32 protein-coding genes, 1 tRNA gene and 1 other annotated feature are annotated in these 25,476 nt (G+C 28.8%); of the genes, 23 read left to right on the top strand and 10 right to left on the bottom strand.

The features are described from left to right. Positions 1 to 297 (top strand): ATP-binding cassette domain-containing protein (locus HUJ77_RS08155; protein WP_291708087.1); only part of this gene is annotated, 297 nt, incomplete at its 5' end. A 187-nt stretch (positions 298 to 484) separates the two neighbouring features. On the opposite strand, the gene HUJ77_RS08150 is transcribed toward HUJ77_RS08155, so the two are convergent. Both HUJ77_RS08150 and HUJ77_RS08145 read right to left on the bottom strand, forming a co-directional pair. Beyond that, positions 485 to 790, bottom strand: a complete 306-nt coding sequence (locus HUJ77_RS08150) for a spore coat protein (protein ID WP_291708086.1) — start codon at positions 788 to 790, stop codon at positions 485 to 487. Between the two features lies 1 nt (position 791). Further along, complete coding sequence (locus HUJ77_RS08145) at positions 792 to 1,010, bottom strand: hypothetical protein (protein ID WP_291708085.1); 219 nt, start codon at positions 1,008 to 1,010, stop codon at positions 792 to 794. A 173-nt stretch (positions 1,011 to 1,183) separates the two neighbouring features. On the opposite strand from HUJ77_RS08145, the gene HUJ77_RS08140 reads away from it, so the two are divergent. The 5 genes from HUJ77_RS08140 to HUJ77_RS08120 all read left to right on the top strand — a co-directional run bounded on the left by HUJ77_RS08140 (position 1,184) and on the right by HUJ77_RS08120 (position 5,673). Further along, complete coding sequence (locus HUJ77_RS08140) at positions 1,184 to 2,536, top strand: PTS transporter subunit EIIC (RefSeq protein WP_291708084.1); 1,353 nt, start codon at positions 1,184 to 1,186, stop codon at positions 2,534 to 2,536. Between the two features lie 145 nt (positions 2,537 to 2,681). After that, on the top strand, positions 2,682 to 3,440 hold the full coding sequence (locus HUJ77_RS08135; RefSeq protein WP_291708083.1) for an IclR family transcriptional regulator: 759 nt from the start codon (positions 2,682 to 2,684) through the stop codon (positions 3,438 to 3,440). A gap of 16 nt (positions 3,441 to 3,456) precedes the next feature. Further along, on the top strand, positions 3,457 to 3,729 hold the full coding sequence (locus HUJ77_RS08130; RefSeq protein WP_291708082.1) for a hypothetical protein: 273 nt from the start codon (positions 3,457 to 3,459) through the stop codon (positions 3,727 to 3,729). Positions 3,730 to 3,783: 54 nt separating this feature from the next. Further along, positions 3,784 to 5,199 (top strand): 6-phospho-beta-glucosidase, encoded by a 1,416-nt coding sequence (gene ascB / locus HUJ77_RS08125; protein WP_291708081.1) that lies wholly within the window; start codon positions 3,784 to 3,786, stop codon positions 5,197 to 5,199. Positions 5,200 to 5,376: 177 nt separating this feature from the next. Continuing rightward, entirely contained in the window at positions 5,377 to 5,673 is a 297-nt protein-coding gene (locus HUJ77_RS08120; protein WP_291708080.1) for an HNH endonuclease, read from the top strand. Between the two features lie 31 nt (positions 5,674 to 5,704). Here HUJ77_RS08120 and HUJ77_RS08115 read toward each other — a convergent pair whose 3' ends face one another. Further along, positions 5,705 to 5,944, bottom strand: coding sequence for a hypothetical protein (locus tag HUJ77_RS08115; protein WP_291708079.1), 240 nt, complete (start codon positions 5,942 to 5,944; stop codon positions 5,705 to 5,707). 177 nt (positions 5,945 to 6,121) lie between these two features. Between HUJ77_RS08115 and HUJ77_RS08110 the strand changes: the two genes are divergently transcribed. Beyond that, positions 6,122 to 6,430, top strand: a complete 309-nt coding sequence (locus tag HUJ77_RS08110) for an SDR family oxidoreductase (protein ID WP_291708078.1) — start codon at positions 6,122 to 6,124, stop codon at positions 6,428 to 6,430. Between the two features lie 146 nt (positions 6,431 to 6,576). On the opposite strand, the gene HUJ77_RS08105 is transcribed toward HUJ77_RS08110, so the two are convergent. Further along, positions 6,577 to 6,652 (bottom strand) — tRNA-Met (locus HUJ77_RS08105). Between the two features lie 247 nt (positions 6,653 to 6,899). Here HUJ77_RS08105 and HUJ77_RS08100 point away from each other — a divergent pair. From HUJ77_RS08100 to HUJ77_RS08060, 9 genes are all read left to right on the top strand, one after another. Beyond that, positions 6,900 to 7,889: a questin oxidase family protein gene (locus tag HUJ77_RS08100; RefSeq protein WP_291708077.1), complete on the top strand. Its 990-nt coding sequence runs from the start codon at positions 6,900 to 6,902 to the stop codon at positions 7,887 to 7,889. 381 nt (positions 7,890 to 8,270) lie between these two features. Beyond that, positions 8,271 to 9,524 carry a cytosine permease gene (gene codB / locus HUJ77_RS08095; RefSeq protein ID WP_291708076.1) on the top strand — a complete coding sequence of 418 codons (1,254 nt, stop codon included), beginning with the start codon at positions 8,271 to 8,273 and terminating at the stop codon, positions 9,522 to 9,524. A 12-nt stretch (positions 9,525 to 9,536) separates the two neighbouring features. Next, complete coding sequence (locus HUJ77_RS08090) at positions 9,537 to 10,802, top strand: cytosine deaminase (protein WP_291708075.1); 1,266 nt, start codon at positions 9,537 to 9,539, stop codon at positions 10,800 to 10,802. Positions 10,803 to 11,047: 245 nt separating this feature from the next. Further along, a complete protein-coding gene (locus HUJ77_RS08085) occupies positions 11,048 to 11,173 on the top strand; it encodes a hypothetical protein (RefSeq protein WP_291708074.1) in 126 nt (41 codons plus the stop codon). 2 nt (positions 11,174 to 11,175) lie between these two features. Further along, the gene (locus HUJ77_RS08080; RefSeq protein WP_291708073.1) at positions 11,176 to 11,814 is read left to right on the top strand and encodes a hypothetical protein; all 639 of its coding nucleotides are present in this window, start codon (positions 11,176 to 11,178) and stop codon (positions 11,812 to 11,814) included. Positions 11,815 to 11,898: 84 nt separating this feature from the next. After that, positions 11,899 to 12,651: a GNAT family N-acetyltransferase gene (locus HUJ77_RS08075; protein ID WP_291708072.1), complete on the top strand. Its 753-nt coding sequence runs from the start codon at positions 11,899 to 11,901 to the stop codon at positions 12,649 to 12,651. 137 nt (positions 12,652 to 12,788) lie between these two features. Then, positions 12,789 to 13,403 carry a TraR/DksA C4-type zinc finger protein gene (locus HUJ77_RS08070; protein ID WP_291708071.1) on the top strand — a complete coding sequence of 205 codons (615 nt, stop codon included), beginning with the start codon at positions 12,789 to 12,791 and terminating at the stop codon, positions 13,401 to 13,403. A gap of 177 nt (positions 13,404 to 13,580) precedes the next feature. Next, on the top strand, positions 13,581 to 14,570 hold the full coding sequence (locus HUJ77_RS08065; protein WP_291708070.1) for a hypothetical protein: 990 nt from the start codon (positions 13,581 to 13,583) through the stop codon (positions 14,568 to 14,570). A gap of 12 nt (positions 14,571 to 14,582) precedes the next feature. Then, positions 14,583 to 14,852, top strand: coding sequence for a helix-turn-helix domain-containing protein (locus tag HUJ77_RS08060; RefSeq protein WP_291708069.1), 270 nt, complete (start codon positions 14,583 to 14,585; stop codon positions 14,850 to 14,852). Between the two features lie 91 nt (positions 14,853 to 14,943). On the opposite strand, the gene HUJ77_RS08055 is transcribed toward HUJ77_RS08060, so the two are convergent. Continuing rightward, positions 14,944 to 15,423 carry a DUF6241 domain-containing protein gene (locus tag HUJ77_RS08055; RefSeq protein WP_291708068.1) on the bottom strand — a complete coding sequence of 160 codons (480 nt, stop codon included), beginning with the start codon at positions 15,421 to 15,423 and terminating at the stop codon, positions 14,944 to 14,946. 297 nt (positions 15,424 to 15,720) lie between these two features. Between HUJ77_RS08055 and HUJ77_RS08050 the strand changes: the two genes are divergently transcribed. Genes HUJ77_RS08050 through HUJ77_RS08040 form a run of 3 tightly spaced genes read left to right on the top strand, consistent with a single transcriptional unit; the run spans position 15,721 to position 17,555 of the window. Beyond that, the gene (locus HUJ77_RS08050; protein ID WP_291708067.1) at positions 15,721 to 17,019 is read left to right on the top strand and encodes a DUF2812 domain-containing protein; all 1,299 of its coding nucleotides are present in this window, start codon (positions 15,721 to 15,723) and stop codon (positions 17,017 to 17,019) included. After that, the gene (locus HUJ77_RS08045; RefSeq protein WP_291708066.1) at positions 17,016 to 17,156 is read left to right on the top strand and encodes a hypothetical protein; all 141 of its coding nucleotides are present in this window, start codon (positions 17,016 to 17,018) and stop codon (positions 17,154 to 17,156) included. Before HUJ77_RS08050 ends, HUJ77_RS08045 begins: the two co-directional genes overlap by 4 nt. A 21-nt stretch (positions 17,157 to 17,177) precedes the next feature. Further along, entirely contained in the window at positions 17,178 to 17,555 is a 378-nt protein-coding gene (locus HUJ77_RS08040) for a DUF2500 domain-containing protein (protein WP_291708065.1), read from the top strand. Positions 17,556 to 17,637: 82 nt separating this feature from the next. On the opposite strand, the gene HUJ77_RS08035 is transcribed toward HUJ77_RS08040, so the two are convergent. Then, positions 17,638 to 17,883, bottom strand: a complete 246-nt coding sequence (locus HUJ77_RS08035; protein ID WP_291708064.1) for a spore coat protein — start codon at positions 17,881 to 17,883, stop codon at positions 17,638 to 17,640. A gap of 15 nt (positions 17,884 to 17,898) precedes the next feature. Next, entirely contained in the window at positions 17,899 to 18,072 is a 174-nt protein-coding gene (locus HUJ77_RS08030; RefSeq protein WP_291708063.1) for a hypothetical protein, read from the bottom strand. A 108-nt stretch (positions 18,073 to 18,180) separates the two neighbouring features. Beyond that, positions 18,181 to 18,401, top strand: a binding site (T-box leader). Between the two features lie 303 nt (positions 18,402 to 18,704). On the opposite strand from HUJ77_RS08030, the gene aspS reads away from it, so the two are divergent. Together aspS and HUJ77_RS08020 are read left to right on the top strand one after the other, a co-directional pair. Continuing rightward, the gene (gene aspS / locus HUJ77_RS08025) at positions 18,705 to 19,991 is read left to right on the top strand and encodes an aspartate--tRNA(Asn) ligase (protein ID WP_291708062.1); all 1,287 of its coding nucleotides are present in this window, start codon (positions 18,705 to 18,707) and stop codon (positions 19,989 to 19,991) included. A gap of 296 nt (positions 19,992 to 20,287) precedes the next feature. Continuing rightward, positions 20,288 to 21,586: a VanW family protein gene (locus HUJ77_RS08020; protein WP_291708061.1), complete on the top strand. Its 1,299-nt coding sequence runs from the start codon at positions 20,288 to 20,290 to the stop codon at positions 21,584 to 21,586. A 91-nt stretch (positions 21,587 to 21,677) separates the two neighbouring features. Here HUJ77_RS08020 and HUJ77_RS08015 read toward each other — a convergent pair whose 3' ends face one another. Genes HUJ77_RS08015 through HUJ77_RS08005 form a run of 3 tightly spaced genes read right to left on the bottom strand, consistent with a single transcriptional unit; the run spans position 21,678 to position 22,791 of the window. Further along, a complete protein-coding gene (locus HUJ77_RS08015; protein ID WP_291708060.1) occupies positions 21,678 to 22,253 on the bottom strand; it encodes a manganese catalase family protein in 576 nt (191 codons plus the stop codon). Next, positions 22,253 to 22,516, bottom strand: coding sequence for a spore coat protein CotJB (locus tag HUJ77_RS08010; RefSeq protein WP_291708059.1), 264 nt, complete (start codon positions 22,514 to 22,516; stop codon positions 22,253 to 22,255). The genes HUJ77_RS08015 and HUJ77_RS08010 overlap by 1 nt, the downstream gene beginning before the upstream one ends. Continuing rightward, the gene (locus HUJ77_RS08005; RefSeq protein WP_291708058.1) at positions 22,513 to 22,791 is read right to left on the bottom strand and encodes a spore coat associated protein CotJA; all 279 of its coding nucleotides are present in this window, start codon (positions 22,789 to 22,791) and stop codon (positions 22,513 to 22,515) included. Before HUJ77_RS08005 ends, HUJ77_RS08010 begins: the two co-directional genes overlap by 4 nt. Positions 22,792 to 22,986: 195 nt before the next feature. On the opposite strand from HUJ77_RS08005, the gene HUJ77_RS08000 reads away from it, so the two are divergent. Both HUJ77_RS08000 and HUJ77_RS07995 read left to right on the top strand, forming a co-directional pair. Further along, the gene (locus tag HUJ77_RS08000; RefSeq protein ID WP_291708057.1) at positions 22,987 to 24,009 is read left to right on the top strand and encodes an FAD-binding oxidoreductase; all 1,023 of its coding nucleotides are present in this window, start codon (positions 22,987 to 22,989) and stop codon (positions 24,007 to 24,009) included. A gap of 75 nt (positions 24,010 to 24,084) precedes the next feature. Beyond that, complete coding sequence (locus HUJ77_RS07995) at positions 24,085 to 25,251, top strand: pyridoxal phosphate-dependent aminotransferase (RefSeq protein ID WP_291708056.1); 1,167 nt, start codon at positions 24,085 to 24,087, stop codon at positions 25,249 to 25,251. Positions 25,252 to 25,476: the final 225 nt, after the last annotated feature.

Genomic DNA, 25,476 nt, shown 5'->3' with positions numbered 1-25,476 from the left:
AGAGCAGCTTTAGCTAAATGTGGATTAACAACTAAACAATTAGAATCAAAGATAATGGTATTATCGGGTGGAGAAGCTGCAAAGGTAAGACTATGTAAAATATTAAATACAGAAACAAACATATTAATCCTAGACGAACCTACAAACCACTTAGATGTAGATGCTAAGGAAGAATTAAAGAGAGCTTTAAAAGAATATAAGGGATCAATTTTACTAGTATCCCACGAACCAGAATTCTATAGAGATGTAGTAACAGAAGTTTGGAACTGTGAGGATTGGACAACTAAAATAGTATAGTGATTGCTATGTAATTAGTGAATAGGTAAGAAGTAAAATTGAAGAGCTTTATGAGAAATTCATTTATAATTTTTCGAGTTTAAGAGAGTTAGTGTAAAAGCTAGCTCTTTTTTTAAAACAAAAAATTAATAACTAACTTAAAAAATTAAATTAGTTATTAATAAAATTATAATTAAAATATTTACATTTATTTTTTTATTTCATTAGAGTATTCTTCAGCACAATTAAATTCACAATTTAACATAGAAATAGGTTCTTCATATGGTTTTACCCATCCTTTTTTTACAGAGAGTTCTGTAAGTGCTGTATGGCCTTCAAGAGATTGAGTTAATGAAGCAGAGTAAATAGTTCTTAGTTCTGGAGTAGTGCTTGTTAAGGCAGAAGTAAGATAAAGCATTGCACCATCTTTTGCTGCATTCATCATGCTTTCACATAGTAGTTTATCATCTATATTAACATTATCCTTAATTAGATCTCCTATTACCTTGAACATATTAATTCAACTCCTCTTTAGTTAATAAATTATTCTCTTTTATAAATTGAATAAGCCCATTTAATCTTCTTTCAGCAGCTAATATGCCTGCTTCTGATTGTCTTTTTAAATCTTCATCTGTAATAACTTTATTTAATGCTTTTTGCATTTTAAGACCATCTGTTTCTGCTTTTAAAATAGCAGTTAAAGATAAAATTTCAACTTCTGAAAGGTTTCTCATATAATCACTCCTTAAAAATACTTTTGAATGGAAGCCTAATTATAGATTCTCCTATTAAACAAGAAATATTCTATATAAGAAAAAAATATTGACAATGATTACATAATAAAGGTAAACTATGGTAAACGAAATAGTGAATCTAATTCGAATATACGGAAAAATGGGAGGTTAAAATGAACATTACAGAAATCATAACTGAAAAGCTACTTATGATTGCTAATAAAATTAGTAATCAAAAACATATGAACGCTATAAAAAATGCATTTTCTGCACTGATGCCAGTAATTATAACTGGTGCATTTTGTACACTTGTTTCTAACGTATTACTTTCTACAACTACTACAGGAGTTTCTCTTGCAAAAGTAAAAGGATTCTCTTGGTTAGCATATTTAGATCCCATATTTAATGCTGCTAATTATGCAACATTAAACTTCTTTACAATGGGTGCTGTGGTACTAATAGGTCTTGAATTGGGAAAGAAAAATGGCATTAAAAATTACGCACCAGCTATTATAGCAATGTGTTCCTTTATTGCATGTATACCTACTTTTGTTAATTTTACCTTAGAAGATGGCAGTGTTGTCAAAGTATTAAATGTTATAGGAAAAGATTATACAGCTGCTAGAGGATTATTCTTAGGAATGATTGTAGCAATGGTGTCTGTAGAGATATTTTCACTTATCGTGAAATCAGGGAGATTAAAAATTAAGATGCCAGAATCTGTGCCATCAAATGTTGCAACATCATTTAATGTATTGTTCCCTGCTATGTTTACAATAATTATTATGTCAGCAATTAACTTTATTGTTACAGAAATTACTGGATTAGCTTTATATGACATTATTTATACTATGTTACAAAAACCATTAGAATCAGTTATGCAGGGATTACCTGGGCTTCTAATTTTAATGTTAGTAGCACAATTATTCTGGGTTATTGGAATTCATGGTAACCAAATAGTAAAACCAGTTAGAGAACCATTATTAAATGCAGCTATATTAGCTAATACAGATTTAGTTAATCAAGGAATTACTAATGTTAGTGAATTAAATATAATTAATATGTCATTCTGGGATGTATATATGACCATGGGAGGAGCTGGAGCTACTATAGGATTAATTATTGCAATTTTTATATTTAGTAAGCGTGAAGATTATAAGGGTATAGCAAAACTATCCTTTGCCCCAGGTATTTTTAACATAAACGAAACTATGACTTTTGGTCTGCCAATTATGCTTAATCCTGTTATGGCAATTCCATTTATTATTACACCACTTATTACAGGAACAATAGCATATGTACTTACAACAATAGGATTTGCAGAAGTGCTTGTTTATGCAATACCTTGGACAACTCCGCCGATATTAAGTGCATGGTTAGCAAGTGGGGGAGGTATTAAAGCTGTTATAACTCAACTAATTTGTATTGCTATTTCAATTCTTATATATATACCTTTTGTAATAATAGCAAACAAACAATTAACAAAGGAAATAGAGAGAAAATCAGATAAGCAATTAACTCAATAATTAAATAAAGGGAAAATATAATACATACAATCGCCTAATGATAATTAGGTGATTGTTTTATAAAAAGAAAGTTTTTTATTTAAGGATTAAGTTGGAATTTATTTATATTATTGTTAGGTAAAATAACTAGCAAAGGGTGAGGAAGATGAAGATAAATCGTACATTATTAAGAGCTATAGAAATATTAGACTTATTAGCTAAAAATAAAGATGGATATACGTTATTAGAAATAGTTAATATTATGGAAGTGCCTAAATCTAGTGCCTTTGATATTTTGAAAACACTTGTGCATACCAATATGGTAGAAGAGGATTTATCGAATGGAAAAGTTAAATATAAAATAGGTGTTCATACTTTTTTAATAGGGAACTCATATGTAAATGGTGTGGATACAGTTAACATAGCAAAAAGATATTTGAACTCATTAGCTGATAGAATGAAGGCAACTACTTTTATGGCTATACTAGATGATTATATGGTTACATATTTGTATAAATATGAGTCTAAAGAAAGTATAATAACTACAGCAAATATAGGAAGTAGAAGACAACTTCATAGTTCAGCTTTAGGAAAGATAATGCTTGCATTTTCAAGTGATGACTTTATAAAAGAAGCTATAAATCATATAAAATTTGAAGCTTATACCTCATATACCATAACATCAGTAGATAAATACTATGAGGAATTAAAGGAAGCTAAAATTAAAGGGTATGCTAAAAATTTTCGTGAAGATGCACTTCATCAAATAGCAGTAGCAGCACCAATATTTAATCATAATGGGAAGGTTATAGCAGCAATAAGTTATGTGGGAGTTTATGAAGACAATATTGACTTAGATGAACTTGGAGAAATAGTAAAAAATGAAGCAAATAATATTTCTTATAGACTAGGGTATTCCAAGTAAGGAGGTTATATTGATAATGAAAACTAAAGTTAATTCTATAGGTTTAACAGAGAGACAAAAAAATATTAAGCTTCTTAGAGAAATTTTAAACAAGAAGAATCCAGAAGATATTAATGTTTTTACAAAATATAAGAATTTTACTTATGTTTTAAATATTGTTTGTACTCCATATGCATTATATAGGATTTGGAAGAAGGGCTCACCCTTTACTACAAATGAAAGAATAACTCAAACAGGAGTATGTATTATATATATATTTGCATTAATATCGGCAATTTTAAGTCTATAGATAATTGGACCATTTAGGGAGTTTATAAAAATAAATAGAGAGGGGAGAAGAATTATGACATTTTCAAAGGGATTTTTATGGGGAGGAGCTATAGCAGCCAATCAAGCAGAAGGAGCATATTTAGAAGATGGAAAAGGACTTACTAATATTGATATGATTCCTCATGGGAAGAATAGAATGTTTGTTAAACTAGGTAATATGTATCCTGTTGAATTTATTCAAGGAGAAAATTATCCAAGTCATGAAGCCATTGATTTTTATCACCATTATAAAGAAGATATTAAGCTTATGGCAGAGATGGGGTTTAAGTGCTTTAGAACAAGTATTGCTTGGGCAAGAATATTACCTGATGGTGAAGGTGATATAAATGAAGCGGGTATTAATTTTTATAAAAGTATGTTTGAAGAATGTAAAAAGTATGGAATAGAACCTTTAGTTACCCTTTCACATTTTGATGTTCCAATGGCTTTAGTAAAAAAGTATAACTCTTGGAAAAGTAGAGAAATGATAGATTGCTTTGTGAATTATGCAAAGATATGCTTTGAAAGCTTTGATGGGCTTGTTAAGTACTGGCTAACATTTAATGAAATAAATATTTTGCTTCATTCACCATTTTCAGGAGCAGGACTAGCTTTTGAGGAAGATGAAAATAGAGAACAATCTAAGTATCAAGCAGCTCACCATGAATTAGTGGCAAGTGCAATGGTAACAAAAATAGCTCATGAGGTAAATCCTAAAAATTTAGTGGGTTGTATGTTAGCAGGAGGGCAATTCTATCCATATAGCTGTGATCCTAATGATGTATTTATGGCAATGAATAAAGATAGAGAGAATTTGATGTTTATAGATGTTCAAGCAAGGGGATATTATCCAAGCTATAGTAAAAGGGTCTTTAAAGAGAAAAACGTTGAATTGAAAATAGAAGAGGGAGATTTAGAAATACTAAAAAATCATCCTGTGGACTTTGTTTCATTTAGCTACTATTCATCTCGTTGTGCAAGCTCTAATAAGGAGCATAATGTTTCGGAAGGAAATGTAGTTAAATCTGTAAAGAATCCATATTTGAAAGAAAGCGAGTGGGGCTGGCAAATAGATCCATTAGGCTTAAGAATAACTTTAAACTCTTTATATGATAGATATCAAAAACCATTATTTATTGTTGAAAATGGTCTTGGTGCGAAGGATTATATTGAGGAAGATGGAAGCATAAATGATGATTATAGAATTGAATATTTAAGAGAACATATATTAGCAATGAAAGATGCTATTGAGGATGGAGTAGAATTATTAGGATATACTACTTGGGGATGCATAGATATTGTATCAGCTTCTACTGGAGAAATGTCAAAACGATATGGATTTATTTATGTAGATAAGGATGATAGTGGGAATGGTAGTTTAAAGCGTTATAAGAAAAAATCATTTTATTGGTATAAAAAGGTTATAGAATCCAATGGTGATATTCTATAAGATATATAACTTACATTAATTAGAATTAAAAATAAATATATAAGTGAATATAGATTATGTATTTAATTAAGGGGCTGTTGCGACAGCTCCTTTAATTATAAAGAAGAATATGCAAATAGAAATTATAGATGGGGCATACTAAGTTATAAATATAAGACAGATAGTAGGAAGGATATAATGGAGAGTAAGTTCGTTTGTGAATTATGCAAAAGAGAAGGTGTACCTAAAGTTACAGAGCATCATCTAATTCCAAGAGAAGAAGGTGGGAAAGATGGTGAAGTAGCTTGGCTTTGTGAAAGCTGCCATAAACAAGTTCATGCACTTTATACTAATAAGGAGCTAGCTATTAGATTAAATACTTTAGATAGTTTAGAAAATGATGAGAATATAAGTAGATATTTAAAATATATCAGAAAGCAACCTGCAAGTAAAAAAGTTAAGGTTAGGAAATCTAAAAATGTCCGTAAAAAGTAAAAGGTATGAGAGAAATCTCATACCATTTTAATTAATAATTAATACCAGCTTCTTTTATGTTATTAATATCACCTTGAGAACAAGGAGTAACTGCAAAAGTCATTTTACAATTTGGACAAACCGTTACAAAGGTATCCATTACTACATCTTCTCCACAGGAGCATTTTAGTTCATAAGGAGTAGTTAATTTTAAATCTGCTTTTCCTTTTAATCTTAATCTATCAACAATAGCTTTTCCATCTTCTTTATTTGTTCCACAACCACAACTCATAATTGTACCTCCTAAAGTTTTTAATTAATAATAGCACACTATTAATTATACATAAAGTATAAATTTAGTATGTAACAATAGTTACCAATACAAATTTTAGTAATTATATCTTTAAATATTAGGATAAGATTACTGTGACTTAGAGTGGGTAAATAATCAAATGGGGAAGATATAATAATGTATCGTTTAAAAGATAAGGGGGCAATTATTACAGGGGGAGCACGTGGAATGACAAAGGCTGCAGCACTTCAATTATCGCCATTTGGAATAAGAGTAAATTCAGTACATCCGGGAGTAATAGAAACACCAATGGTTACTGAAGGAGATTCCTATGAATTAATAAAACAATTTGCTAAACAAATTCCAATGAGAAGAATGTCTCAACCAGAAGAAGTTTCTAATTTAGTTCTTTATCTAGCTTCAGATGAGTCAAAATATTCAACAGGATCTGAATTTGTTATAGATGGTGGATTAACTGCAATGTAAATTATTTACATAGTCAATATAATTTTTATTAACCTACAATAAAAGATTTGAATTATATACATATTTAATCAGGAGAAAGTGGATTTTAATCTACTTTCATTTTAATCAAATAAAAATAAAAACCTTACAATAAAAGTAAGGTTTTTTGGTTGCGGGAGCAGGACTTGAACCTACGACCTTTGGGTTATGAGCCCAACGAGCTGCCAACTGCTCCATCCCGCGATATTAAATTACATATTAGCTTTGCTAACTTGTACATTTAGTATATCCCTAGTAAAGTTTAATGTCAAAATAATATAACACCATATTATACCGTAGGATAACAAGAGGTGTTTTAGAGTATCATATGGTGTTAAATACTAAGAAATAATAAGAGAATTAAATTTGAAACTATATAAGTTATTTGTATTGACAATCATTACCATAGTAGTAAAATGAAATTGAGAATAATTTTCAATGGGAGGATACTATGTTTATAGATTTTTTTAATAAATATAAAGACTATGCTAGTGATTATAATGAAGGATTATCTAATCATATGCCAATGGTAAGTTATTCATTATATGAATTAGGTGTTCCATTTAATGAGATAGATAAATATCTAGATGCTACAGTTGAAAGAATAAAAATATCAAAAGAAGATTTTACTAAACTATATACTATAGTTGATGATAATTTTGGAAAATATTTAGGAATTAAGGATTCCTTTGGCTCATATTATGATTATTTTTTGAAGAAAATAAATAAATCTAATTATTTAGATGTAATAGGAGAATTTTTACCTATATTAATTAAGGGAGTTGCAGCTCGTGCATTTCATCCGTTAATTAGATTATCATTTGCTGTAAGAAGTGAAAATATTGAAGAGGTTACAAAATCATTAAGTTATTTTGCTAGTACCTTTCTTCCAAATGAATTTGATATTTTGCCTTCTAAATCAGAAAATCCATTAGAAGATTTAAAAATACTAGTTAAATCTATTAATAATGAAGACTATAGTGGAAATTTAATTGCAAGTAGAATTGGTAAAATATATAATCTTGAAGGCTTTAAGAATAATGCCTTTACCTTAAAGGGAGATTATAAAGAAGTACTACTTCAATTAGATAAAATTATAAATAAATTATTTGTAGAAACTGAGGATTTTACCATACTGCATGGAGTTACATCTAAAGAAGCAATTAAAACTTTATTACCTTTAGTTAAGGATAAGGAATACGTGTTACAAAATTATTGGATAGCGATTTTAGCTGCGTATATATCAATTGATAGTCCTGAAATTAAAGATTTAAATATTGATATTCCAGAAGATTTGCCTGACTTTAGAGAAATATTAAGAGCTAATATTAATTCAAAGAATGATCATTCAATTAAGCTTGCTAATAGCTGTAGAATTGAGTATGAAAGATCTGGAGAAGAAGTATATAAATATATAGCTTATTTAAGAGGATATAATTAGTAAAAGAAGATATATATAAGGCAGAAGAATTGTATAACAGCATGAATGAATCTTAGAAAATGAAGGCTTAGAATAAATGATTGTAGGACCTTTTTTACAATTAGTGTAAATTTAGGATTAAAATAAATTAATTACCATAATAAAAATGTTGACATTTAATAAAGATTAAATATATAATTGTTTCAAGAAAACTAGTCCTTTAAATTTAGTCCAGAGAGACTAATAAGGTCGGATGTAATACGGCAGAGATAGAATAATTAGGTTATATAGATTTGTTTATATATCTAATTTTAAGTGTTAACGACCTTTCTAAATAATAGAAAGGTCGTTTTTTTATAAGTACTGGTTTTCCTTAAATATATCATTTAGGGGGATTTCAAAATGGAAGAAACAATAAGAGCAAAAGAAAATACGAAAGGTCATGATAATGAGTATGAATTATCTCATGTAGATAAGAAAGATAAAAAAGGATTCCTTTCAATGTTTTTTGTTATGCTTGGATTCACATTTTTTTCAGGAAGTATGCTAACAGGTGGAAACTTAGGAACAGCTTTATCATTAAAAGAGTTCTTTATAGCAGTTCTTATAGGTAATTTAATACTTGCATGCTATACAGGAACATTAGCATATATAGGTGCAGATTCAGGACTTTCAATGCATTTACTTGCGAGATATTCCTTTGGAGAAAAGGGCTCATATTTAGCATCTTTTATAACTAGTATCACACAAATAGGTTGGTTTGGAGTTGGAATAGCAATGTTTGCGATGCCAATAGCTAATAGATTTAATATAAATTTATATCTATTAGTAGGAATAACAGGATTATTAATGACAGGTACAGCTTATTTTGGAATGAAATCCTTAACCATACTAAGTGCAATAGCAGTACCAGCAATAGCAATATTAGGTAGTACATCAGCAGCTGTGGCAGCAAATTCAGTAGGTGGAGTTCAAGGGTTAATGAACATAGATCCAACTAATAAAATGGCATTAGTAACTGCAGTAACACTATGTGTTGGATCATTTATAAGTGGGGGAACAGCTACACCAGATTTTACTAGATTCTCAAAAAATAAAAAGGTAGCAGTATCAACTACAGTAATAGCTTACTTTATAGGAAATTCATTAATGTTCTTATTTGGAGCTGTAGGGGCAATGGTTACAGGTAATTCAGATATAGCAGATGTTATGTTTTCACAAGGTTTAGTAGTACCTGCAATATTAGTACTAGGTCTAAATATTTGGACAACTAATGATAATGCTATATATACAGCAGGACTTGGGTTAGCTAATATAACTAAGTTACCTAAAAGGGGATTGGTAATTATTGCTGGGTTAGTTGGAACAGTGGGAGCAATTTGGTTAAATAATAATTTTACTGCATTCCTAACATTCTTAAATTCAATGTTACCTCCAATAGGTGGAATAATAATGGCTGATTTCTTCTTTATAAAGAAAAGAAAGTATGACAATATTGAAAATGTAAAATTTGTAAAAGTAAATTGGGTTGCTATAATAGCTTTCTTAGCAGGATTTATAGTTGCAAATGTTGTACAAGTAGGGATTATAGCATTAAATGCAATAATAACAACAATGTTAGTATATATAATAGGAATGAAAATAACTAAAAAATAAGGTGGTTATATAATGTTAATTAAAAATGTAAGACTTTTAGATAGAGAAGGATTATTTGACATAAGAATTGCAGAAGGAAAATTTACAGAGATAAATGAAAATATAGATGCCTTAGAAAATGAAGAAATAATAGAAGGAAATGGAGCCTTAGCTTCAGCTCCTTTTATAGAACCTCATGTTCATTTAGATACAACTCTTACAGCAGGAGAGCCTAAATGGAATAAAAGTGGAACTCTTTTTGAAGGAATTGAAAGATGGTCAGAAAGAAAAGAATTTTTAACTAAGGAAGATGTTAAAACTAGAGCAAAGAAAGCTATAGAATGGCAAGTAGCTAATGGAATCCAATTTATAAGAACTCATGTAGATGTTACTGATGAAAGTTTAATTGCTTTAAAGGCAATGGTAGAAGTAAGAGAAGAAATGAAGGATTTTGTAACATTACAAATAGTAGCTTTCCCACAAGAAGGTATACTTTCATATCCTAATGGATTAGAGTTAATAGAAGAAGCTATAAAATTAGGAGCAGATGTAATAGGTGCTATACCTCACTTTGAATTTACAAGAGAATATGGTGTAGAATCTATAAATAAGATTTTTGAATTAGCTAAAAAATATGATGTATTAGTAGATGTTCATTGTGATGAAATAGATGATGAACAATCAAGATTTTTAGAAGTAGTTGCAACAAGAGCTTTAGAAACTGGATTAAAGAATAAGGTAACGGCTAGTCATACTACAGCAATGGGCTCTTATAATAATGCTTATACATATAAGTTGTTTAGACTATTAAAAATGTCAGGAATAAACTTTGTTTCAAACCCATTAGTAAATACACATCTTCAAGGAAGATTTGATACATATCCTAAGAGAAGAGGTATTACAAGGGTTAAGGAGCTTAATGAAGCAGGTATAAATGTATGCTTTGGACATGATGATATCTTTGATCCATGGTATCCAATGGGAACAGGTAATATGTTAGAAGTAGTTCATTTTGGATTACATGTTTGTCAAATGATGGGCTATGATGATATAAATGAATCACTTAAATTTATATCAACTAATAGTGCAAGGACTTTAAATATCGAAGAGAAATATGGTATAGAAATAGGCAAACCAGGTAATATAATTTTATTAAATGCTGAGAGTGGTTATGATGCTGTTAGAAGAAGAGCAGAAGTATTATATTCTATAAGAGAAGGAAAAGTTATAGCTAAAACTATTCCAAGTAAGACCTTTGTAAATATTAATGAAGAAAAAGAAGTTAACTTTAAAAAATAATAGAAATTATAGAAAAAGGTTCTAAATCATTAATTTGATTTAGAGCCTTTTATTTTAATTTTAATTAATTATAAAAGGAATTATAGTACGTAATTGAGCATTATTGTAATATAATTAAAAAAATGGGATTGTTTTATGGATGATAATGAAATATAGGAAGCGTATTAATAATATTTATAAAAAAATTATTAATTAATTGTAAGATATTTTAATTATATGCGTCTTATAGATAAGGAGGTGGAAAGGTGGAAGAATTTGAGAAGATATATAATGATTATTTTTTAGATGTATATTTGTATATAAAAAGTTTATCTAATAATGAACATATAGCACAAGATATTACTTCAGAAACATTCTTTCAATATCAATAACTATGATAATTTTTATAATAGGTATTAATCTTTTAACAAAGCCAAACTATTTATTATATTCTAGAGATAGTATAACTATAGATAAAAAATATAATGGAGAAGTATTTATTTCTTTAAAAAATGTATCTAACTATGATATAAGTAAACAATATTCTGAAGATAATTCTGGTTATAATTATTCTATAACTACTTGGGATACTCCCTTTGATGAACTATTTAATAATAAAAAGTATCAAACTGTAGTATTAAATTCTAATGGAGAAAAAGTAAATTCAATTTATTATTACTCAGGAGGTAAATTAGATGATGTTTTAATATATGGTAATTCAAGTGGAGATGGTATTCGTATTACTTTACCAAGGTTGGTTCTTGGACCATATTTACTTATTTCAATAGAATTGATAATTATATTTTCTGTTATTATGTTATTAGTACAAAAGAGTAAGATAGGACGAAATATTATGATGAAGCTTTTACCTATTCCTATATCCTATGCTATTGGAACTGTTTTAATTAAAGGATTTAAGACTGCATCATACTCACTTCAACGAGACTTTTTTGTAATAATAATAATATCAATTCCAATTTATTGCCTAATATTGATTACTATTGATTTTTGGAAAAATCTAAAATATAAATAAAGAAAAATAATATAAGTTAAAGAGTTAGCTTTATACTAACTCTTTCTTATTAATAGATAAAAATTGAATAAGGAGTGAAGATAGATGGAATATAGTAAGATTTTAATCAAAGCTAAAGAACAGTTATCAAAGGACTATAATTGTACAATTGATGACTTTAATAATAATGAAAATTTAATTACTAATTTAAAGGAAATAATTGGAGCAAGAAAATATAATAATGATAAAGAAATATTAAAAATTCTAATATTCAATGGTAAGTTAGTAGTATCAGCAGAGGAAGCTATTAAAGGCTGGTGCATTGAAAATTTATTGAAGTTTCCTGGTGAATGGCTATTTTTATATTCTGTATTAAGAAGAATAGATAAAAAATTAAATGAATTCGGATATGAAATCGAAGATACTCATCATTATTATTTACCTATAGACGAGAATTACGTAGATACTAACAATTTAAAATTAAAATTTTATGAAAAGGATGAAATATTACAATTTAAAGATGATAGTAGATTTGATGAAACTTTTGCTTTTAATGAAAATTATCCAGATGTACTTGCAGTTGCGGCATTAGATAATGAAGGAAATATTATAGGAATGGCTGGAGCAAGTGAGGATTCAAATATTATGTGGCAAATAGGAGTTAATGTTTTACCAGAAGCAAAAGGTAATGGTGTTGCCACAACAATAGTAAAAGCCTTAAAAAATGAAATACTAAAGAGAGGGAAGATACCTTTTTATGGAACAGTTGAATCTCATATAATATCACAAAAGGTTGCTTTAAAATCAGGGTTCTATCCAGTATTTGCAGAAGTGAAAATAAGGAAAATATGTAATTAAAAATGAAGAACTTCTTAATTTCTCTTATTTATTGCTTATTTATGGTACAATTATAAATAACTTCTATAAATAAGTTTATTAAAAAAAAATCTTTTAGGAAGAATATAATTAGATATTATTTTGAAAGGATGATTTGTATGAATAGAGAAGAACTTCAATATTTTAAGGATAAACTTAATAAAGAAAAAAATAGAGTTATAAATCTTATTGATCAATTAGAGGAAAATGGAGTGACTAAATTTAATGCTGAAAATGCAAGTGAATTATCATTTTATGATAATCATCCAGCAGATATAGGTAGTGAAACCTTTGAAGTTGAAAAGGGAAGAGCATTAGAAGCAAATGAAATGTCACTACTAGACAAGATAGATGATGCATTAACAGCCATAGATGATGGTACATATGGTAAATGTAAATCCTGTGGTAAGGATATTGATAGAGGAAGACTAGAATTTTTACCTTATGCAGTAAATTGCATTAAGTGTCAAGATAGTATTAGTGCACTTAAAACTTATAATTCAAATCAAAGGGTAGTAGAAGAAAGTGTAATTGGTAAAACCCTTGCACATAGTTATCAGCATGGTGATAAAGACGAAGTAGGCTTTGATGAAGAAGATAGTTATCAAGCTGTTGGAAGATTTAATGATGTTAGAAATACACCAGAATATGACTATCCTCGTGATAATAGTACTAATGTTCAAGAAATTGAAAAAATAAGTAATGAGCAATATAAAAATGGATTACCAGAATAAATTTTAATATAAATAAAATTAGTAGCTAATTTCATAATTAGCTACTTTTTAGTTTATTAAAAATAAACTAATTTAATTTTAGAATATATTTACAAAAATACCACTTAGTAGTATTATTAAGTGGTAAGTAGTAAGTAGTAAGTAAATTAAAATATTAATTTAAGGAAGTGTTTATTTATGAGAGAATTAAAACTATCACAATGCTTTTCTATGATTGTATTAAATGCACAAGATAGCATTAATATGACCACTGTAAAAAAACTTTCACTTCGATGTATTGCAGCAGCTGTTGTCCTTGAAACCTATTTAGAGGGTGAATTTATTAATTCAAATGATAAGCTGTGTTTAAAAAGAAAATCTTTATCTAAGCCTGAAGTAACCTTATATCAAGAAGCTGTTTTAAAACCACTTTTTAATAAAAATGAAAAACTAGAGGAGGATTTAAATTGGTGGCTAACTAAAGCTTCTAATTTATCTAGTAAAAATTTAAAAGCACTTGAGAAAAGAATAATTGATTCTTTAAAAGGTGATTATCATATTGAAGAAATCCCTAGTTTATTAGGCTGTGATTTATTTTATAAAACTTCTGGACTGTCACTTAAAGAATATAGAAGTAATTCAAAGGATTATTCTAGAATTGTCGAAGGAATTAAAGCAGAGGTACTTGAAGATGGAGAAATTAGTGATGAAAGTGCAATTTTTTTATGGCTTCTTAGAGAAAGTGGATCTATGAATGATATATTCTCTAAAGGAGATATGGAATTAGTTTATAATAAAATGAATGGTCTATTTATGAGAAATGAATTTTTAAAGAAACTTTATAATATTCATATTCATCATGGGGTAGAGCTAGCAGTAAAGGGATTTCTAAATATGAAGAGAAGTGCAGTAAAAACTCCTGTAGGAACAGGTGTGAATTTTGTGTTTCCAATGATTGACCGTTCTCAATCTATATTTATTGATGCTGAAGAATGGTTACCTAATTCTAAAGATAGGTTAGAAGATGTTAAGAAAAGATTAGATGAATCTGGGCACTCATATATTATTGTGCGTAGTGGAGATGTACCTATAATTAAAATAGATAATGTATTGTACGAAGCAATACCAGAAGCAATTGGAGGAAGAATTCCAATACACGGAGTACGTCTTAGAAGATATTCAATTTAAGGAGTAAAAATAATGTCTAGACAACGATCTATAGAAAAAATTTTAAAATCAGAATACATTACAATTGGTGAACTTGTTAGAATTACAAATTCTAGATATAGTACTCTTAAATTTTATACTGAAGAGGAGATTTTACCTTTTGAACAAGAAGATGAAGGGTTAACAAGAAGGTTTAAAAGGGAAGATTCAATAAAGCGTATTGAAGAAATAAAAGAATTAAAAAAACAAGGATATAGGGTAGAAGAAATAAAAGAGCTATTAATAGGAGTTAATAAGAAATAGCTGTAAATTGCAAAAGATAATATGCAGATAGGATAAATACTATACATTTATAAGTTTAAAATCTAAGTAAGTATAATATTTATCCTATTATTTACTCTTTTAAAGAAGTAGCTTTTCCTACAGTTCCACCAAGCTTTTTCCAAAAATAGTTATGTTCTTCAACAGCTTTAGAAAAATCATTATTTTCCCATCTACTAAGGACTTCTAACATATAATCTTTATCTTTATAATCAACTTTTTCTATTAAACTTTTTAAAGATTTAATATATTCAGGGTCCATTTCGATTTTCCCCCAAATCTGATTATCTTCAGCTACTATTTTAGTATTACTCATTCTATGAATGATATCATATATGTTTTCAATAGGATAATATTCACTATCTTTAACTTCATTTGATTCTTCAGTAGAAAGCTCCTTATCAATTTTTTTTATATCAGATATATTAGATTTAGCATCAAAATTGCCCGAATCAATTTGTTTAAAAATTATAAATGAAAAAGCACCAATAGCTATAATAAAAATAATAACTGAAATAGTAATAAATACTTTACTCTTGAATATATTCTTCATTGAATCACCCCTAAATAATTTATATATACATTATATTCCAAATGAACTATTATTAAAATATATATACAAAAATTAACAAATATAATTGAGGAAACAAGAAATATAGGGTATAATATAACGTATTAAATGGTACTAATTTAAATCCTAGGAGTGATTGCCACTACAATCCGCCATTTAATGGGCTTTTCAAAGGGGATAAAGGAAGCACTAATATTAGGATTAGCCTTGTATATCATGGGAATAATGAGATTTAATAAAAGGGATTTACCTTTGTAAAAGATAGAAGGGGGTATTTAATTGAGATTTGGGGATATAAAAATAGTTTTAATAGACTTTTATTCCTATGAAATAAGTGCTATAGAAGCTTACTTAGAAAAAATGGCTTTAAAAGGATGGAAGCTAGAAAAACTATCAAAATTATATATTAAGTTTAAGAAAACTGAACCAAAGAGTATAAAATATACAATAGATGTTATTGATGGAATTACAGCTTATGGAGAAAGAGATAGTGATGTTGCATTGGAATATAGAGAAAAGCTTGGTAATAAAGGATGGAATTTTAGCTGTGAATATAATAACCTTCAAATTTTTTATAAGGAAAATGCTACTGAAAAATCTTATATATGTAATAAAGGTATAAGAGAAAAAAGATTACTATTTAAAGATTCTCTTGGTAATATAATTGCTAAATTACTCTTAATAGGACTTTATATATATACTAATTATTTATCAATAGCTAAGGGAAGAACCCTAGAGTTTTTATCTAATAATAAAAACTTAGTAATGAGTGTTATTTTTATTGGTGTATTTATAGTTTCTATTATAGATTTACTTAGACTAATAAAATTTAGAATTAGAGTTACTTACAAAGATGAAAATAAAAATATCTATTGGATAAGATTCAAGGGAATAAGTTTCTTTGTTATACTATTATTAGCAATATTAGTTTTTATAGCTTTATTATTAACAAGTAGAACAGAAAATTCAAATTTGACAATATCTATTATGGCAATAATAATTAGTGTTTTATTATTTTCATATCTACTTGGGAATAAAAAAGATAATACAAAGAAAAAAATAACAATATCATCAACATTTATTATTCTTATTACTACTATTTTTATTATTAATAACTTTTTCATTGCTAATATATTTAAAAATAAAAGTATGGCAGAAAAGGGCAAAGAATATGCACTAGGATTAAAGGATTTTAATGATGAAGCTATTACTGAAGAAGACATTTATATTGATGAAGAAAGTAGTTTTATTGCTAATAAGATCTTTTATACCGCTAACGGAAAGAAAATGAAGTTATCCTATGAGCTTTTTGAAAGTGATTACGAATTTGTGGTAAATTGGAATTTTAATAAAATGATGGATTGGTTTAAAAGACAAAATATTTATTATAGCGAAATAAAAACTAGCCTACCAGTTGATGTTAATGTTTATGCAAATGAAAAAGGAACTAACTATATTGTTACTTCAAAAAATAAATTAATAGAGATAATAGGTGTAGAAGAAGAAAGTAATAAGGAAGATATTCTATATATAGTTTATAATAAGGTTTTTAAAGAGGAAACGGAGGAAAAGAGTTGAAAACACAAGACAAAAAAATTTGCCCAATTTGTGGTGATATAATGGAAGAATATAAATATGCTTATGATAATAATCAGTATGGAAAGAAATATTATAAGTGTAGTGAATGTGGACATAAAGAAAATACAATGGGGTAATAATTGATTTGGGAGGTTAATATGTATAATGATTTTAATTCCTTTGATACTTTTTCAGGTATGTTTAGTATAGTATTTATTTTAATAATTGGTGTGTTTATATTTTCAATAGTAAAAGGTATTAATGAATGGTCACATAATAATAAACAACCTATAATACCAGTAAATTCAGTAGTTTCATCTAAAAGAGTTTCAGTAAGTCATCATAATCATAATACAGGAGATAATATGATGCATACTTCAACTTCTACTACTTATTATATAACCTTTGAATTTGAAAATGGGGAAAGGTTAGAATTTCATGTATCTGGTAAAGAATATGGTCTTATTGCAGAAGGGGATAAAGGAATATTATCATTTCAAGGCACTAGATTTATAAGTTTTGAAAGAAAAATTTAAGTTGTATAGGTAATAATATAGATTTTAAAGAAATAGAAAATGGAGCTGTTTTGAAGCTCCATTTTTTTATAAATAAATTTTCTTATTGCATAGAATATTTTTGCTTAGTTTGTTGAATTTTTTGTTCTTCAACTTGCTCAACTGGATACCAGCCCTTTGCTTCCATCTTCTTGGAGATTTCATGTTGAAGTTTTAAAGTTTCTGTTAATAGGTCACAAAATGTTTGGTGAACATTTTCAGTAGATGATTCAATATTTCCATGTAAATATAAATCAGCTGCACCTTTTGTTAACAGAAGGATATTTTCTAATAAAGCTTTATCATCCATTTAATATTCCTCCTTTTATAATAATTTAAATAGCTTTCCAAAAAGCTCTTTATGTTTAGCTTCATATTGAGTAACTAATGTTTTTAATTCAGCATCTTGTATTTTAGTTGCTGTTTCTTTGCATATAGTTTCCATAAATTTTTCATGTCCTAGTCCGTCAGTTATATATAGTAATTCTTTTGAAGTCATATTACTCACCTCCAATTTTAGTATGAGTAAATGTAATAAAAATATTCTTTAATATGTTTTACAAATAATATTGACAACTTTAAATAAAAGGAATATTATATATAAAAAGTAAATTCAAAGAAGAGAAGAGTAGATATATACTAAGTCCTTAGCGAGTGAAGGAGGGTGAAAGCTTCACGATGGAGTATTATTGAAAGACATCCTGGAGAAGCTTATCTGAAATAAAGTAGGATAAGACGTGTTCTAGCGTTAATAGATTAGAGATAGTTTTAATATTTTATATTAAGCTAAATTAGGATGGTACCGTGAACTAAACCTTCACTCCTATTATTGGAGTGGAGGGTTTTTAATTTTAAACATTAGTTTTAATTAGGTATATTCTATAATTAGCTATAATTTATTAAAATTAATAAGGGTGGTACCGCGAATTATTTGCCCCTTAAGCAGACGTGCTTAAGGGGATTTTTTATTTTTAGGAATTTATAAAAATATTGTCCTGTGAATAATTTTTTATAAATTCCTTTCCTTCAGTGCTCAAGAAGATAGATGTTGTATTCTGGCCACTTGGAGCTTGCAACGGAGCAAAGAATATAACATCTATCTTATATCTTATTTAGTAAAGGAGATTTATAATGGAAAGAATTATAGTTAGTGAAATTAATAAATTTATAGAGAAGAAAATAAAAATTGAAGGATGGGTTTATAGAATAAGGAAGCTTAAAGAGATAACATTTTTAATTCTTAGGGATAGAAGTGGATTAGTTCAATGTGTAATTGAAAATAAATCTATAAATATAGATAATATTAGCCTTGAGTCAGTAGTAAGTGTAATTGGGAAAGTAAAGGAAAGTAAAAATGCTTTAAATCCATTTGAAATACTAATAGAAGAAATAAATATTGTTAGTTACGCAGAAGAGCTTCCCATTGAAATAAACAAAAAGGAGTATAATGCTAGCTTAGAAACTAATTTGAATAATAGAGCTATAAGTCTAAGGCATGAAAAAATAAATTCAATATTCAAAATACAAAATATTATAGTTCAAAGCTTTAGAGAATTTTTAATAGAAAAAGGCTTTACAGAAATTTTCACTCCTAAAATAGTGGCAGAGGGAGCAGAAGGGGGAACAGAGCTTTTTAAGGTTAATTACTTTGAAAAAACAGCTTATCTTGCTCAAAGTCCACAATTTTATAAACAAATGATGGTAGGAGCAGGTTTTGAGAGAGTCTTTGAAGTTGCTCATGTTTATAGAGCAGAGGAGCATAATACAAGTAGACATTTAAATGAGTATGTTAGTATGGATTTAGAATTTGGATTTATAGAAGATGAACATGACATAATGAACTTAGAAGAAGAACTTCTGAAATATATTTTAAATTCTATAGAAGAAAAGGGTAATAAATACTTAGAATTATTTAATGCTAACCTTCCTAAAATTAATGGTAGTATACCTAAAATAGAATTAAAAGAGGCTATAAAAATAATAGAAACTAAGTATAACAAAAAAGGACTAGAAGGTGATTTAGATCCTGAAGGGGAAAAACTTATTTGTAAATATGCAAAGGAAGAATTCGGTTGCGATTTTATATTTATAACTAATTATCCAAAGGAAAAGAGACCTATGTATACAATGCCCTTAGGAGAAGAGGGAACTAGAAGTTTTGACTTATTATTCAGAGGTGTTGAAATTACCTCAGGTGGACAAAGAATTCATAATTATAATATGCTTATAAGCAGTATGAAGGAAAAAGGACTAAATCCTAATGATTATGAAGGGTACACAGAAATATTTAAATATGGAATGCCAAAGCATGGAGGCCTTGGAATAGGACTAGAAAGAATTACAGCACAGTTATTAAATCTAAGTAATATAAGAGAAGCAACCTTAATTCCAAGAGATAGAACAAGAATAACTCCATAAAGAAATAAAGGATATCTAATTTTATTTAAGATATATAAATATTTTAAATAGAATTAGATATTATTTTTGTGTATAATAACTTATATGGAAAAATATGTTATAATAAGATTGTCTTTTAAAGTTATAGAGAAAGAATAAAAAAATATAAAAATATTATGGAATATATTTACATATATAATAACCATTGTTATTATTTTTATATGGAAATAATTTAAACATTTATAAAAAGGGTTAAGGAAAAAGGGAGGGAATTGTAGATTAATCGTATTAATATTAGAGGTTAAGGAGAAATATGCATGGATAATAATGTTACACCAAAAACAAATGAAGTAGTCTTACAACCTAAGAAAAAAATAAAAAAGATAGTGTTTTTTATAGCGTTAGCTTTAGTATTATTAGCAGTATCTATATTTATTTATATTAATATACAAAATAGAAAGCTTGTTGATAGTTATGAGAACAAGATATATCCAGGAACATTTGTCTTTGATAAAGAAGTTTCAAATATGGAAAAAGGTGAACTGCATAAAATCTTAGAGGATATGGTAACTGAAATTTCAGGGAAGAAAATAACTATAGCTGTTGGAGAAAGTAATTTTGAAAAAAGCTATGGAGATCTTGAAACCACAATAGATTATGAAACTTTTGAAAATGAAATTTTAAGTTTTGGAAAAGATAAAAGTTTTAAAGAACAACTTAATTTAATTAAAGAGCCACAAAATAGAACCTATGAATTTCAAATAAAATATAGTGAAGATAAATTATCTGAGTTTTTAGATACAATAGCAAATGAAGTTAATATAAGTCCACAAGATGCAAGTATAAGTGTAAACTGGGGAGCTGTAAATGTAACTCCTGGACAATTAGGATATGAATTAAGTAAGGATGCATTAGTATCTAATATAAAAGCTACATTAGAGAATGTTAAAAGCGAAAATAATGTTTCAATAAAGGGTGAGCTAAGTGAAGTAAATCCAACAATAACTACAGAAGCATTACAATCAGTAGATAAAATGATATCTAGTTATACAACTTATTTTGATGCTGGTCCTAGTGGTCACAATATTCAAAGAGGAGCAGCTATGATTGGGAATGTATTACTTATGCCAGGAGATACATTTTCTACTGTAAATGCTATAGGACCAACAACTAAAGCAAATGGATTCGTTGAAGCAAACACTTACCTTAATGGTAAAGTTGTACCAGGTCTTGGAGGAGGAGTATGTCAAATATCTAGTACAATATATAATGCTGAATTAAAGGCAGGAATATTGCCAGACTTTAGGACATATCATGAAATGGTTGTTAAATATGTACCACAAGGGTTGGATGCAACTATAGGTGATGAATGGCCAGATTTAATATTCACCAATCCTTATGAGTATCCAATAGTAGTTAATGTATATTCTAGTGGTGGTTCAGTTACTGCTGAATTTTGGTCTAATAGTCAAGCTACAGGAGGAATTTCATATGTAGCAAAGGCTTATCAAACAGGAGCCTTATCTGCAGATGCTTATCTTTATGGATATAATGCTGCAGGAGAGTGTATATCAGAGAGATATTTAGATAGTAGTGTGTATAAGCCATTTAATTAAAATATACTAAAAGAGATGTCATTTAGACATCTCTTTTAGTATATATACAATTCTTGAAGTAAAAGAAATAATATATAAAATAATATTTTAATTACTTACAAAAATCAGTTAGCTTTGTATTATCTTGTACATCTACTAATGCTTCACCAAATCTTTGGAAATGCACAACTTCTCTTTCTCTTAAGAAGCCTAATATTTTTTTTATTTCAACATCATCGGTTATATTCATTAACCATTCATAAGTAGCTCTAGCCTTTTGTTCAGCAGCCATATCTTCTGTTAAATCTGCTATTACATCACCTTTACATTGGATGTAAGTTGCAGTCCATGGGTTTCCAGTAGCATCAGTATAAAATAATCCCTTGCCATGATCAACATAGTGTCCATCTAATCCGGCTGCTTTAATTTCATCAATTGAAGCATTTTCCATTATTTGATGAACCATTGTTGCCATAATTTCTACATGAGCTAGCTCTTCAGTGCCGATATCAGTTAATAAAGCCTTACCCTTATTAGTAGGCATTGAATATCTTTGGTCTAAATATCTTAAAGCAGCACTAAGTTCTCCATCTGGACCACCATACTGAGTCACTAGAAGTTTAGCCATTCTTAAGTCAGTAGATTTTAAATTTACTGGGTGCTGTAAAGTCTTAACGTAATACCACATTATTTTTTACCTCCTTTTGTATTTTCCCAAGGCCAAGGAGAATTAACCCAGTCGTCAGGGTTATTAAAATATGCAGTTCCGAAGTTTGTTAATGGACCATATTCCTTTTCATAATTCCATATAGTTTTCTTTAGTTCACCAGATACTTTTTCATAATCAGCCACTGCTTGTTCGCAGCAAGGATTTGTATCGAGATATAAATTAAGATCTACTAAAAAGAATTGTAACTTTTGTATCACTTCTAAATATTCATGTCTTTTCATTCTTTTTTATAACCTCCTACATATTTAACATCACAATAAGGGCTATATAGATCTTTGAAAATAGTTCCAGCAGCAAAAGAATCATTTATACTAAATAAGTTTTCATATGGTTGTAAATTAACAATAGCTTTGGCATAAATATGAGGGGTAAAAACTTTATAGGATTCATAACAGTTTTTATCTTTATCCTCACAAGTGGTATTACAATAATCCTTACCATGATTATTTATACAGTCTTTACATTTATCGCAATCTTCTTCTTTACGATAGTACATAAAAAACATCCTTTCAATTAATAAACTCTAATAATAAACTATGTCAAAATTAGGTGTTTGTGATAAGAAAATAAGTGAAAAATAATTAAATTGTAAATAGAGAGAGAAATACTATATTTATTTATCTTCTTATTTAATTTTAAATATCTATGTGATATTATCTTATATAGAATGAATTTAACAGAAGGTGATTTAATGAATAATGGTAATTGTGTAGAGTTAACTGGAAAAATAATTACCAGAGAAGATGGAGATTATAATGAAAGCATTAAGGCTTGGAATAGAGCTATAAATAAGCGTCCCTTTATTATAGTATATTGTTATACTGAAGAAGATGTTATAAATGCAATAAAGTGGTCTAGAGAAAACTCAAAGGAAATTAGAGTAAGATCAGGTGCACATAGTTATGAAGGATATTCTACTGGTGATGATGTAGTTGTAATAGATGTAAGTAATATTAATTATATCCATATCAATGAAGAAAAAGGATGCGTTAAGATAGGTGGAGGTGTAAGAAATAGAGAAGCTTATGAAGCTCTAGGAGAAAGAAAATATCCATTCCCAGGGGGTGGATGTCCAACTGTTGGAGTTCCTGGATTAATATTAGGTGGCGGATGGGGCTATTCAGCTAGATATCTAGGATTAGCTTCTGATAGCTTACTTGAAGCAGAAATAATAAACTATAATGGTGAAAAGTTAATTGTAAATAGAAATAAAAATAAAGATTTATTTTGGGCTATTATGGGAAGTGGTGGATGTAACTTTGGAGTAATCACATCTATGACATTAAAGATAGGAAAAAAGGAAGAAATGGGAAGCTTGATATATATAAAATATCATAACCCAACACCTGAAATTATATTAAAGGCTATTATAGAAATCCAAAAATTATTTAAGGGATTAGATAGAAAAATGAATTTAAAAACAGCTATATATAATTCTTATGGAATAGGTATAGGAGTTAAATTCACAGGATTGTTTTATGGTAGTTCTATAAAAGCAAAAGAAATATTAAAACCAATAATCAATATTTCTGATGATATTGAAGTAATTATTGAGGATAAAAGTATTTTAGAATGTAATAGATGGATTCAGGATACTCATCCAGAATATGAAAAATATAAATCCACTGGAAGATTCATAAATAGAGATTTAAGCAAAGAAGAAATACAAAGCATCATTGAAAAAGCTATAGAGAGAGCACATAATACATTGTAAAAAAGCATATAATATAAGGAAAGCGAGGTAAAGATGAAGTTATCGGATAAAATCAATAGAATGGAGCTTTAGCCAATGCGAAAGTTCGTCAAAAATGCAAAGGGCGCAAGGGCAAAGGGCAAGGATATTTACAGCATAAATATAGGTCAGCCGGACATTGAAACGCCAAAGGAATTTCTCGAGGCGATAAAAAAGTTTGACAAAAAGGTGATAGAGTATGCCGATTCAACGGGCATCCCAGAGCTAAAGGCAGAAATCGCAAAATACTATAAAAGGCTGGGCTGTGACTTCACAGAGGATGAGATCATCGTATCGACAGGTGGCTCGGAGGCACTGTATTTTGTGATGACTACGATCTTAAATTCAGGTGACAACATAATAATGGGCGAGCCGTACTATGCACCTTACGACAACTATACAGCTATGGCGGGAGGCTATGTAAAGGCTATACCTGCGACGGCTGAGGAGGGCTATCGCTATGCGACCCGCGAAAAAATTCTAAAGGCTATTGACGATAAGACGAGGGCTATTGCGGTAGTAAATCCGGCTAATCCGTCAGGGCTTCTTCTGACTCAAGAGGAGATGGATACAATTGTTGAAATAGTAAAGGAAAAAGAGCTTTTCCTAGTGGTCGATGAGGTATACCGCGAGTTCGTATATGACGGCAAAAAGATGAACACCTTTGCAAAGTACAAGGGCATAGAAAAAAATCTAATCGTCTGCGACTCAATTTCAAAGCGCTTTAGCGGATGTGGAGCACGCATCGGATGCGTAATATCACATAATCAAGAAATAATAGAGGCTATCACGAAGCTCGCACAGATGAGGCTTTGCTCTCCAGAGCTCGAGCAGATCGGAGCAACAGCTCTCTACAAGCTAAATCCAAACTATTTTGATAAGGTAAGAGAGGAATACCAGCACAGGCGAGATGTAACCTATGCCGCACTTCAAAGGATTCCGGGAATTCTCTGCGGAAAGCCAGAGGGCGCCTTTTACATAACCTGCAAGCTTCCAGTCGATGACGCCGAAAAATTTTTGGTGTTTATGCTCGACGAGTTTGATATCGACGGAAAGACGGTCATGTTCGCTCCAGCTCAGAGCTTTTTTGGAACTCCGGGCATGGGAAAATCCGACATCCGAATAGCCTACGTGCTAAACGCCGACGACATGGAAAAGGCTATTTACATCTTGGGCGAGGGTATAAAGGCGTATAATAGCAGGCAAAAAGGAAAACAGAAATAAAACCAATTAAAATCAAAACGGCTCCACACAGGAGCTGTTTTTAGTTGAGTTTGTAATTTTACAATTTTCACTTCTTTTTTCTTACTTCCCCTTGACAAATACTATGTGTGGGTGTATAATATAAATAAAGAGATACATTTTTAAAAACACAAAAGATTTCTATAAGCACAATTTTATTTATATATTAAACGAAACAGCATTTTTGCAAAGCACGGAGATTTTCTC

Source organism: Clostridium sp. (assembly GCF_021443865.1).
Lineage (GTDB): Bacteria > Bacillota > Clostridia > Clostridiales > Clostridiaceae > Clostridium.
Note: the sequence above shows the minus strand (reverse complement) of the source record. Positions and strands in the feature narration are given on the sequence as shown.